Below are 11,641 nucleotides of genomic sequence, written 5' to 3'. Positions count from 1 at the left end.
AAGTTACTGGCTATAAATCTCATCATTCCATCTTTCAACAAGTCTTTCTTTATTTTTTCCTGCCCAAACATCATCCTGATCAATTGTGTTTACTTCAGAAATTGGAACTGCACCAGGCTGTAATTCAGCATCTCTAAAGGGCACTACAAATGTATCAGCATATATTTGTGCTGCTTCTTCACTTAACAACCAGTTATATAACTCTTTAGCTGTTTCAGTTTCGTCGCCACCTTTGATTAAAGAAATAGATGCTACCTCATAACCTGTACCTTCTTCTGGGAAAGTGATTTCTAGAGGATAACCTTGTGATTTAAGTTTTACCTGATCATGTGCATACCCAATTCCAATTGGTACTTCACCAATAGCTGCGTTTTTACCAGGAGCTGAACCTGATCTTGTATACTGAACTACACTTCTATCTAACTTCTTCATATATTCAAAAGCTTCGTCTTCACCCATGATTTGTACCATAGTAGCTAAAACATTATAAGATGTTCCAGATGTTCCTGGATTTGCAACCTGAACTTGATTTTCATATTCTGGCTTTACTATGTCTGCCCAAGATTTAGGCGCTTCTAAACCAAGCTCTTCTAAACGACCAGTGTTGCTTACAAAACAAAGTGGACCAGCATAAATCCCTGTCCAATAATTATCTGGATCTTTAAAGTTTGCTGGAACATGCTGTGCATTTTCTGCTTCAAATGGAATTGTAAGTCCACTATCTTTAGCCTGAATATGTCCAAGTCCTACTCCCCCAACCCAGATGCTGGCCTGAGGATTTGCAGACTCTGCCATCATTCTAGAAACTGCTTCTCCTGTAGATAAACGAACCCATCTAATCTCTACACCTGTCTCGTCTTGATACCTTTCGAATACTGTACGGGCTAACTCTTCGTCAAGACTGGTATAAACATTAACACTTTCTGCTAAAATTGGTGCTGACATTAAACCAATAATTAAAACTGCTAATAATAAACTTAAAAATAAATTTTTCATAAATAAATTCCTCCTAATTTTTTTTATGTTTATTGAAAAAACTAATAGAAGTTACTTTTCACCTCCCGTTAGATTAACTATCTTCAACACTAACACAAGAAAATTATGAAAACAATAAGCAAAGGTTTAAACTTTTTTTAAGACTAATTTTTAGTTTAAACAAAAGTATAATTTTTTTAAAAAAAACCATTGCTTTTATACTTTTGTTTAAACTAATCCAAATTTTTTAAAGGAAATCTACTATTTCTGAAGAATAAATATTTAAGTGAAGATTTTTAGAAAGGTGAATTTAATTATGTCAAAAAAGACTAAAGGACAAATTGAAGCTGAAATCTCAGAACTTATAATGAAATTTGAAAAAGAATATATTGGGCGAGGACCACAGAATATTAAAACATATATTATAGAGGACAATATTTTAATCAAGGAAAAGGGAGTTTTAACTCTAGCAGAGCAACAACTTGCTAAAGAAGAAACGGGTGTTAAATTAATCAAAGAACTAAGAGTAAAGTTAATAGAAAACTCTCGTGAAATTTTATCAACTCTAATCAAAGATATTACCTCTCTTGATGTACTAGCTGTTCATTCTGATATCAGCACAGAAAATGGTGAAAGAATAATTGTTTTTTCTCTAGAAGAAAATTTAGAAAGAAAGATAATGAGCAAATAGTGTAAAAATTCTAATTATAGCTTGCTTTTAATTAAATTTAATGTTAATATATATTAGACACAACAAAATGGTAACTAGATACACGGCAAACTACTTTAGGTAGGGGGCTGTCTAGAGAGTAACCATCATCAAATAATTCCTTGCTTTTTCTATGGGATTTTTTGGTGATGGTTTTTCTGTTTTTTAGATAAAAATTCCAATTTTATAAAGAGGTGTTAATATGAAGAGTAATTCTGTTAGAAACACTGATAAAGAAGAAATGTCTCCTCGGGAGAAAGAAATCGCTGTTATTTTTAGGAAAGTAGAAAAAAAATACTGGGGTAAAAAATCAAATCATTTAAAAATATATTTAGTTGATGATTTGATTATAATAAGAAGCTGCGGTAATTTAAGCCCAGCTGAAGAAGAATTCGCAAAGACGGAAGAGGGCAGGATTTTATTAAAACAATTAAAAATAAAAGAAATGAACGGAATAAAAAATGTACTCAAGTTTATGTTAGAAAACAAATTAAATACTCAGGTCTTATCTCTTACTATCGATACTAATCCAGAGTTAAATGAAACAATTATTATTTCAAGATTAAAGGAACAGTTGAAATGAAAACATGCAGAAAATTATTAATTGCTTTTTTATTACTTTCTTTACTCAGTTCTACTACTAAAGCTGCAGAAGATAAATTAATAATTTATACTGCTTTACAGCAAAATGAGGCCCAAACCTATATTAATGCTTTTGAAAACTATAGTGGTATTAAAACCAAATTAGTTCGCAAATCAACCGGAATTTTATTGAATATTTTAAGAAGACAAAAAGACTATAGACCGGAAGTTGATATTCTATTTGGTGGTCCAGCTGAACTATATTATTTAGCTGCAGAAGAAGATCGATTCTATAAATATTCATCCCCTTATAAAGATCAGATACCTTATGAATATATGGATAATCAAGATCGCTGGTGGGGAATCTATATTGGCTCTATTGGTTTTGCTGTTAATAATAAAAAACTAGAAAAGCTAGGGATTAATCCACCCAAAAGCTGGCGCGATTTAGCAGATCCTCAGTATAAAAATTTAATTACTATTCCCAACCCAGTTTCTTCCGGAACCGGTTATACAATTCTTTCTACAGTCTTGCAAAGTTTCTCAAATGAAGAAGCTAAAATAATACTTAAACAGATTAGTCAAAATATCAAAGAGTATACAAACAGTGGCGCTATGGCTAGTAAATTAACTGCTTTAGGTCATTCTGCAGTTGGAATTTCTTTTAGCCATGATATACAAAAGCTTCAAAAAGAGGGCTATAAGTTAGAACTAATTATACCAGCCGAAGGAACCGGTTATGAAATTGGTGGTATGGCAATTATTAAAGACAGTCATAATCTGGATAAAGCAAAAAGCTTTGTTGATTTTATGTTAAGTGAAAAAGGACAAAATCTCTATTCTGAAATTGGAGAATATCGTTTACCTACAAATTTTTTAGCTAAAATACCTGAAGCATCAATTAAATTAGAAAATGCTAATTTAATTGATTATAATTTAAAATCATCTGCACTAAATAAAAAAAAGAACCTTGCTTTCTGGCAGCAGGAAATATATTTTGGAGGAGAAAATATTGAGTGATATTAAAATTCCTTTTTATTTAAAATTAAGTATAATAATCTCGCTTTTAATAATCACAACTGTTACTGGTATAAGTTATACCCTCTTAAAAGAGACAAAACAAGCTTATAAGGATCAGATTACTTCAAGTAGTAATTTGCTGGCAAATATAATAGTAAAATATAGTGCTGAACCAATAGTTATGGAAAACTATTCCTCCCTTACAAGCATTATTAACAACTTAAAAAATGACCCTGATTCTAATATAAACAGAGTTTCTGTGACAAATGCTCAGGGTATAATCGAAATTTCTACTGATGAATCGACTATTGGACAGAAAATAAATATTGATTCTAATGCGAAAAGCAATCGATTAGAATTTAATAATGACTATTTGAATGTTAAAGCTCCAATAATTGCATATGACAACCTTTGGGGATTTTTAGAATTTAGATATTCTTTATCATTTCTAAACCAGATGATTTATAATACTCGTTATCAGATATATCTAATGTCTATAATTTTTATAATTTTCGGACTCCTAATTTCATTAATTATTTCTAAGAATATAGTTAAACCAATTAATAAATTAGTTGAAAGTTCAAGAAAAATTGCTGAGGGAGATTTTAATAATCCTATCTCAGTCAAAAGCAAAGATGAATTTTCTTTTTTAGCAGAAACACTTGAAGAAATGAGAATAGATTTAAAATATTTTGTCAGTAAAGTTGCAAAAAAAGCTATCAGTTATGAAGGAGATTTGAAGATCTTTAATATTACTACTCTCTTAAAATTATTAAATACTGCTAAACATAATGGAGGCCTTGTCTTAAAGCAAAAGAATAAATTCGGAATAATCTATTTTAAAAATGGAGAGATTATTAATGCTATTTTAGATGATTCAAAAGGTGAAAAAGCCCTTTTTGAATTTTTGCACTGGCAAAGGGGAGAATTTAAATTTAGCCCCAATTTAAAAAGCGATAAAAAAATTATTGATAATAAGTTTAATGAGTTATTATTAAATCTGGCTCGACAAGTTCAGAGTCAAAAAATTTTCAAGCAGTTAATTCCTTCAGAAAATATTATTATCTACCCAGCTGTATCAAAAATTAAAAGAGCTGCTGATTCGATTAATCTCAACAGTGATGAAGAAACTATTCTCAATCTGATTAATGGTCAAAAAACACTACAAGATTTAAGAAAAATTTTAGCTTGGAATCCAGAAAAAACTTTTGAAATTGCTTATCGTTTAATAGTAGCTGGACTAATTACAATAAGAGCAGAAGAATTAAATAAAAGCAAAGATTATAATTTAGACAATATTATACCTTTTCCACAAAAAATGTAATATACTTCAAAGGAGGCAAGTTTATGTTAAGCAGCTTAAAAAATTCTTGGTTCAGATGTTACCAAATGGGTATTTCCAAAAAAATAAATTTCCCTCAAGAAACTGCAGCTAGAGAAATTTTGGAACAATCCCATAACTCAAATGAGAAGCTAATCAAAAGCTTTAATCATAACGTTGAATATATTGTTAAAAATTATCATCTAGATAATAATTGCTATTTATTATTTGATGAAAAAGGCATTTTAATTAAATCATATATACCTAAAAAAATTAAAAAGATAAGTTACTTAGATAAACTCAAAGAAGGAGTATACTTCACAGAAAAAAGTTGTGGAACTAATTCAGTTTCTCTGGCAATGGAAACAGAGGAAACAGTTTGTTTTTTAGGGGATGAAAATTATTGCGAATTTTTACAGCATTGGATGAGTATAACTGCTCCAGTTAAAACAAATAATAAAAGTGCCTATTTGTGCATTTTAAATGACAATTTGACTAAGAATAAAAAAGAAGATTTACGACTAATTCTAGAGCTCTTACGCAGCAAAATTAGCAATGATTTAAATTCAATTAATTATTACAAAGAAAATAGTGATTCGCTTACTGAAATTAGAAGTAAAATTTTAAAGCTTTCTGCAAATGGTTTAACTATTAAAGAAATTAGTGAAAATTTAAATCTATCTGAAGCTGCAATTAAATACCACCGCAATAAAATCTGTCAAAAATTATGTGCAGCAAATATAGTGCAAGCAATAGCTAGATCTATTAAGATGGGATACTTGCATCTGGATACAATCCATTAAAAAAAGGCGGAATTATCCGCCTCCCAAAATTATATTTACCTAATTTCTAAATCTTTATTATTTTTTTTAGCCTGATACATTGCATAATCAGCATTTTTAATTAAATCTTCTAGATTTTTACCATCATTAGGATAAATACTAATACCAGCACTCAGGCTAATATTTATTTTTTCTCCTTTTATTGACAATGGTTCATTAAATTTATTTATCAAACGCTGAGTAATTTTTATTGCTTCTTCTTGAGAAGAAATGTTACTTAAAGCTAAAACAAATTCATCTCCACCCATTCTTGCCAGTTTGTCTTCGGACTTTAAATTATTTTTCATTCTAAAAGCAATTTTTTCTAAAACTCTATCTCCAAAATCGTGTCCATAATTATCATTGATTTCCTTAAATTTATCAATATCTATGAAAATAATGGCTGCTTTAGAATTTAATTTATTTGCTTCTGTTTCAATCTCTTTAAATTCATTTACAAATAATTTTCTATTTGCTAGTCCTGTTAGCTTATCATGATTGGCCTGATGTTCGAACTTATTTATTAAATAAATAACAATTATAACAAAAGCAATAAAGAAAATACTCATTAACAAAATATTAATACCAAATAAATATTGATGTTTATTTAATTCAGCTGCCATTACTTGATCGTTATAAGTAATTCCAACAACATATGAATTCCATCCCTGATGTTTATCTTGATTACTGACTAAAGTTGGAAAAAATCTAAGGCTGTACTTTAAATTATCTTCTTCAATCTCTGCTGACTGCATTTTGCCAGTTAAAACAGCCTTTCGAGCTAAATCTTCTCTTACGTCTGACACATCAGGATCTAAATAAGGTTTTTTGCTGCTTCTCAATTTGGCCACACCATAATTGATCGGCTCAACACTGTAAAAAGCAATTTCTTCTACTATCTCATATTCTTTAGTTAATTCGCCTGCATCTGTAAACATGTTTAATTGTTTAAAACTTGGATACTTATCCTCAACCGCTATACTAAGCTCTATTAGATATTTATTATCAGGAGTTGGCAGATAGCTATACTTTTTTACTTCACCAGTCTGGGTTGACAAATCAATACGGTCAGCCTCAAAAGAATCCCCTTCAAGCCGCTTCTTGACTATATTAGCAAAATTTCCAAATTTAGAAAAATCAAGTCCTAAATCATCCTCATTAGTCGTCCTTATTATTTTTAAATCAGTGTTTATAATATAAATATCATAGTACTTAAATTTTTCTTTTAATTCTTCTAAATTCCAGCCCATAATATCAGAATTATTTTGATACTTATCTACTATTAACTTTGAATATTCCTTCATCTCTTGATTTAATTCCTGCTCCACTACTTTATAAGAACTATCTATATAATTAACAGTTTGAATGATATTTTTTTCCACTAACTGCTGATGGCTCTTATACTTGTCTATAATAATATTTTTAATACTGCTGTATTGACTAGAAAAAATAAAAATCATAATCATTGCTAAAAGTATTATGATTATATATTTAAAATTTTTAAATAATTTGTCCAAACTACCTCCTCCTAAAAGATAATTATTTTTCTATATTATACCACACAATTAAAAAAAAGACAGCCCTGATCTACAGAACCGTCTTTTTGAAATAAAGTTCCAAATAAACAAGCTAGATCTTGCTATCTGGCAGATATATATATTTACCTATTTATGTCGCTTTTTTAATTCTTCTCTTATCTGATCCGGTGTTATTCCTTTTTCAGCCAGTAAAACCAGCATATGATAAACTAAATCAGCAGTTTCATAAACCAATTCTTGATCTGGATCATTTTTAGAAGCAATAATTACTTCTGCTGATTCCTCTCCAACCTTTTTTAAAATTTTATCTATCCCCTCTTCAAAAAGGTAAGTAGTATAAGATTCTTCCGGCCTTTCTTCTTTTCTTTGTAAAATCAAATCATAAAGAAAATCTACTACTTGATCAATTTTAAAGTCAGTTTCTATGCTCTGAGCCTGCTGCTGCATTTCCATCATTTTCTCAGCCTTTGCCTCAGTTTCCTCTGCAATTTTACGATAAAAACATGAATTTTCCCCTGTATGACAAGCAGGTCCAGCCGGATCAACCATAAACAAAATAGTGTCCTGGTCACAGTCATAATAAATTTCTTTAATTTCTTGTGTATTGCCGGAACTTTCCCCTTTATGCCATAGTTCCTGCCGAGAGCGGCTGTAAAAAACTGTTTCTCCCTTTTTTAAACTTAAATTAAGTGACTGCTCATTTACATATGCCACCATCAGTACCTCTTTAGTCTGATAATCTTGAACAACTGCAGGCATTAATTCCTGAGAATTATATTTAAAATCAATCTCTTCTAATTGATTAATAATTTCTAACACTAAATCACCCTTTCTGTTCTGATATATAAAACTTTTATGATTTATTTTTTTCAATTCTGACTGGTATCTCTTCTTTTTTAAGCTCAAATTTTACATCTCTGATAGCTATTTCCCCAAAATGAAAAATCGAAGCTGCTAAAGCTGCATCTGCTCCTGTATTTTTAAAAACATCTATAAAATGTTGAATACTACCAGCACCACCAGAAGCAATAACTGGAATATTAACTGCCTCTGTTACAGCTTTTAACATCTCCAAATCAAAACCATCTTTGGTACCATCAGAATTAATACTGGTCAATAAAATTTCCCCAGCTCCCAGCTCTTCCAGCTCTTTAACCCAGTCAATTAAATCAATCCCTGTTTCCTTACTGCCGCCGTGAATGAAAATTTCCCAGCCATTACCCGAATCTCTTTTAGCTGCATCAACAGCTCCAACAATACACTGAGAACCGAATTTAAGTGCACCCTCTTTTACCAGCTCTGGGTTTTTGACTGCAGCTGAATTTACTGAAACTTTATCAGCTCCAGCTCTTAAAATAAACTGCATATCTTCTACAGTTCTGATTCCACCACCAACTGTCAGCGGAATAAAGACCTGTGCTGCAACTTTTTCTACCAGTTCAGCTAAAGTTTTACGCTTTTCCTTAGTTGCAGTAATATCTAAAAAAACAAGCTCATCTGCTCCCAGATCATTATATTCTTTAGCAGATTCGACTGGATCTCCAGCATCTCTTAGGCCAACAAAATTTACACCTTTTACAACCCTGCCATCTTTGATATCCAAACAAGGTATAATTCTTTTTTTAAGCATTTACTTCACCCAGCTTTTTTAAAACTTTTTTCAAATTTACTTTATCTTGATAAATCGCCTGACCGGTAATTGCACCATAAAAATCTTCAGCAGCCAGATCATATAAGTCTTGATTCGAACTGACTCCACCAGAAGCAATAATCTTTAAATTGGTTTCCGCTTTTAACTTTTTTAAACCTTCAAAATCAGGTCCGCTGAGCATGCCATCTCGGCCGATATCAGTATATAATATATATTTCACACCTAGAGCTTCCATTTCTTGAGCAAAATCGAGCATATCTCTTTCACTTGCTTCCAGCCAACCAGAGGTTGCAACTTTTCCATCCCGGGCATCAATACTAACTAAAATACTTTCTGCTCCAAATTCTTCAATTATCTCTGATAGAATTTCTGGATCTTTAACTGCCAGAGTCCCAATTATAGCTCTTTTTACTCCCAGATCTAACAGGCGTTTTACGTCTTCTTTTTTTCGGACACCGCCCCCAGTCTGAATCTTAAGCTCAGTTTCTGCTGCAATTTTTTTGATAACATTAAAATTTTTACTCTCACCTGCCGAGGCACCATCTAAATCAACTAAATGAAGCCAATTAGCTCCATTCGCCGCAAAATCTTTTGCAATCTGAAGTGGATTCTGACTATAAACAGTTTTGCGTTTAAAATCACCCTGCTTCAGTCTAACTACCTCACCTGCTTTCAAATCAATTGCCGGCAATACTATCATCTATAACAGCTCCCTAAAATTTTTTAAAAGTTTAATTCCATTATCTCCACTTTTTTCGGGATGAAACTGAAAAGCAATAACATTATCTTTTCTGATAACTGCTGGAATTGTAGTCCCATAACCAACTGTAGCCAATACCTCATCTGTAATCTCAGCTAACTGATAGGAATGCACAAAATAAAAATGGGGGTTTTCTGGCAGCCCTTCAAATAATGGATCATTTTTAACTATTTCCAGCTGATTCCATCCCATATGTGGAATCTTGTATTCAGTCTTCATTTTGATAATATCTCCTTTAAGAAGTCCCAGCCCTTCTGTTTTTTGATCCTCAAAACCCCACTCAAATAAAAGCTGCATCCCTAAACAAACTCCTAAAAATGGTTTGCCAGTAGCCACAAAAGCATCTATAAATTCATCAAATTTATTTTCTTTTAATCTTTTCATTGCTCCTGGAAAAGCACCTACTCCTGGCAAAACCAGCCCTGAATATTTATCTATTTCCTTTAAATTTCCTGTTTCTAAAATAATAGTCTTTTCTCCTATAAACTCCAGCGCTTTTTGAATGCTATTTAAATTTCCTGCTCCATAATCTATAATCGCTATCATTTAAAGCACGCCTTTCGTTGACGGAATTTTATCTGACTCAATTTCAACTGCATCTTTAAGTGCTCGAGCTAGTGCTTTAAATACAGCCTCAATCTGATGGTGGCAGTTCTCACCATGTAGTATCTCTAAATGTAGTGTAATCCCTGCATTAAAAGCAAAAGCCCGCATAAATTCATTTACCATTTCAGAAGGGAAATCTCCAACCATTTCTCTGCTGAATGGTAAATCGGTATATAAATAAGGACGGCCACTAATATCAACAACTGCTCTCACTAAAGTTTCGTCCAACGGAACTAAAGCACTACTAAAACGGGTTATTCCCTTCTTGTTACCTATTGCCTTAGCAAAAGCCTTACCTAAAGCAATACCTGTATCTTCGATGCTGTGGTGAGTATCAATATGAAGATCACCTTTTGCCGAAAGCTCCAGATCAATATTGCCGTGGCGGGCAATTTGCTCCAGCATATGGTCAAAAAATCCGATTCCAGTTTTTATTTCACTTCGACCTTCCCCATCTAAATTTACACTGGCAATAATTTCTGTTTCTGTAGTTTTGCGCTGCTCAACTGCTACCCGATCTCTACTCATCTTAAATCACTCCCAATTTTTTTCTTTAAATTCTGCAAAAGCTTCTAAAACAGCTTTATTTTCTTCTTGACTACCAACAGTAATTCTAATTGCTGGATTCTTTTTTGAATAAGATCTTATTTTTATCCCACGCTGATTTAAAATCTTTTTAAATTCTAAAGTTTTTTCCCCTTCAATATACAAAAAATTGGCCATCGAAGGATAAAGCTGCCAGTTTTGATACTGATTTAAATTTTGATAAAGCTTTTGTCTTTCTTTTTTAATAAATTCAATTCTTTCTTTTATAATATCATTATTGTTGAGTATTAAACAAGCCAACATATCAGTTAAAGAGTTTAAATTATAAGGTTTTAATACTTTTTTTAGCTCTTCGACTAAGACTTCATTCCCATATAAATAACCAAAACGAATGCCTGCTAGACCAAAAGCTTTAGAAAAAGTTCTAGTCACTGCTAAATTAGGATAGTTTTTAACATCAGGCATCAGATCAATTTCACTGAAGTCTGCATAAGCCTCATCTACTATAACCGGTCCAGCAAAATAATCAGCCAACTTTAAAACCAAATCTTTTTCTATAGTTTCACCAGTTGGATTATTGGGAGAACAGAGAAAAATCAGTTTCGGTTTTAATTTATCAATTTTTTCTTTTAAATTTTTAAAATCAAATTCTTCATCTAAGAAAATTTCCTGATACTGCCCACTGTTTAATTTGGTGAAATATTTATACATCGAAAAAGTTGGGGCCTGTGAAAGCACAACATCTCCAGATTCAACAAAAGTTCTAATCAGCATATCAAGGATTTCATCTGAACCATTACCAACTATTACTTCTTTGGTATTGACTTCTTGATTCAGTTCTCTGCTTAGATAATCAGCTAAAGTCTGATGTAAACGTTCCGAGTAAATTTCAGGATAGCGGTTTATATCATGCTTATCAAATTCTGCCTTAAATTTTTTCTTAATTTCCTGCGGCAAATCAAAGGGAGATTCATTACCTGCTAAATTAATTTCAACCTCAAAGTTGTCTTCTTCCCCATAGTAAGGAGAAATTTCTTTAACTTCAGGTCTCAGCAGTTCTTTTAAGTTTTGCTCTTTTTTATTTAAATTATTACTGCTCATTATTTCCTCCT

13 protein-coding genes are annotated in these 11,641 nt (G+C 31.6%); 5 read left to right on the top strand and 8 right to left on the bottom strand.

The annotated features are described in order from the left end of the window. Positions 1-3 precede the first annotated feature (3 nt). Complete coding sequence (locus tag HSACCH_RS07685) at positions 4-996, bottom strand: ABC transporter substrate-binding protein (RefSeq protein WP_005488992.1); 993 nt, start codon at positions 994-996, stop codon at positions 4-6. A 295-nt stretch (positions 997-1,291) separates the two neighbouring features. Here HSACCH_RS07685 and HSACCH_RS07680 point away from each other — a divergent pair, with 295 nt between their 5' ends. From HSACCH_RS07680 to HSACCH_RS07660, 5 genes are all read left to right on the top strand, one after another. Beyond that, the gene (locus HSACCH_RS07680) at positions 1,292-1,666 is read left to right on the top strand and encodes a DUF2294 domain-containing protein (protein ID WP_005488991.1); all 375 of its coding nucleotides are present in this window, start codon (positions 1,292-1,294) and stop codon (positions 1,664-1,666) included. Positions 1,667-1,886: 220 nt separating this feature from the next. Continuing rightward, the gene (locus HSACCH_RS07675) at positions 1,887-2,267 is read left to right on the top strand and encodes a Na-translocating system protein MpsC family protein (RefSeq protein ID WP_005488990.1); all 381 of its coding nucleotides are present in this window, start codon (positions 1,887-1,889) and stop codon (positions 2,265-2,267) included. Continuing rightward, a complete protein-coding gene (locus HSACCH_RS07670) occupies positions 2,264-3,286 on the top strand; it encodes an ABC transporter substrate-binding protein (RefSeq protein ID WP_005488989.1) in 1,023 nt (340 codons plus the stop codon). Before HSACCH_RS07675 ends, HSACCH_RS07670 begins: the two co-directional genes overlap by 4 nt. Beyond that, positions 3,279-4,610 (top strand): DUF4388 domain-containing protein, encoded by a 1,332-nt coding sequence (locus tag HSACCH_RS07665; RefSeq protein ID WP_005488988.1) that lies wholly within the window; start codon positions 3,279-3,281, stop codon positions 4,608-4,610. Before HSACCH_RS07670 ends, HSACCH_RS07665 begins: the two co-directional genes overlap by 8 nt. A gap of 23 nt (positions 4,611-4,633) precedes the next feature. Continuing rightward, entirely contained in the window at positions 4,634-5,410 is a 777-nt protein-coding gene (locus HSACCH_RS07660) for a response regulator transcription factor (RefSeq protein ID WP_005488986.1), read from the top strand. Positions 5,411-5,445: 35 nt separating this feature from the next. Here the strand turns inward: HSACCH_RS07660 and HSACCH_RS07655 are convergent, their stop codons facing one another. The 7 genes from HSACCH_RS07655 to hisC form a co-directional block, all read right to left on the bottom strand. Then, positions 5,446-6,945 carry a GGDEF domain-containing protein gene (locus HSACCH_RS07655; protein ID WP_005488985.1) on the bottom strand — a complete coding sequence of 500 codons (1,500 nt, stop codon included), beginning with the start codon at positions 6,943-6,945 and terminating at the stop codon, positions 5,446-5,448. Positions 6,946-7,092: 147 nt separating this feature from the next. Then, positions 7,093-7,725 carry a bifunctional phosphoribosyl-AMP cyclohydrolase/phosphoribosyl-ATP diphosphatase HisIE gene (gene hisIE, locus HSACCH_RS07650; RefSeq protein ID WP_051056337.1) on the bottom strand — a complete coding sequence of 211 codons (633 nt, stop codon included), beginning with the start codon at positions 7,723-7,725 and terminating at the stop codon, positions 7,093-7,095. Between the two features lie 94 nt (positions 7,726-7,819). Then, the gene (hisF, locus tag HSACCH_RS07645) at positions 7,820-8,596 is read right to left on the bottom strand and encodes an imidazole glycerol phosphate synthase subunit HisF (protein WP_005488982.1); all 777 of its coding nucleotides are present in this window, start codon (positions 8,594-8,596) and stop codon (positions 7,820-7,822) included. Next, the gene (gene hisA / locus HSACCH_RS07640) at positions 8,589-9,317 is read right to left on the bottom strand and encodes a 1-(5-phosphoribosyl)-5-[(5-phosphoribosylamino)methylideneamino]imidazole-4-carboxamide isomerase (protein WP_005488979.1); all 729 of its coding nucleotides are present in this window, start codon (positions 9,315-9,317) and stop codon (positions 8,589-8,591) included. Before hisA ends, hisF begins: the two co-directional genes overlap by 8 nt. Continuing rightward, positions 9,318-9,923, bottom strand: coding sequence for an imidazole glycerol phosphate synthase subunit HisH (hisH, locus tag HSACCH_RS07635; protein WP_005488977.1), 606 nt, complete (start codon positions 9,921-9,923; stop codon positions 9,318-9,320). Continuing rightward, positions 9,924-10,511 carry an imidazoleglycerol-phosphate dehydratase HisB gene (hisB, locus tag HSACCH_RS07630; RefSeq protein WP_005488975.1) on the bottom strand — a complete coding sequence of 196 codons (588 nt, stop codon included), beginning with the start codon at positions 10,509-10,511 and terminating at the stop codon, positions 9,924-9,926. 6 nt (positions 10,512-10,517) lie between these two features. After that, the gene (gene hisC, locus HSACCH_RS07625; protein ID WP_005488974.1) at positions 10,518-11,630 is read right to left on the bottom strand and encodes a histidinol-phosphate transaminase; all 1,113 of its coding nucleotides are present in this window, start codon (positions 11,628-11,630) and stop codon (positions 10,518-10,520) included. Positions 11,631-11,641: the final 11 nt, after the last annotated feature.

Origin of the sequence: Halanaerobium saccharolyticum subsp. saccharolyticum DSM 6643 (assembly GCF_000350165.1) — a bacterium.
Taxonomy (GTDB): Bacteria; Bacillota; Halanaerobiia; order Halanaerobiales; family Halanaerobiaceae; genus Halanaerobium; species Halanaerobium saccharolyticum.
This window is presented reverse-complemented; position numbering and strand designations above follow the sequence as displayed.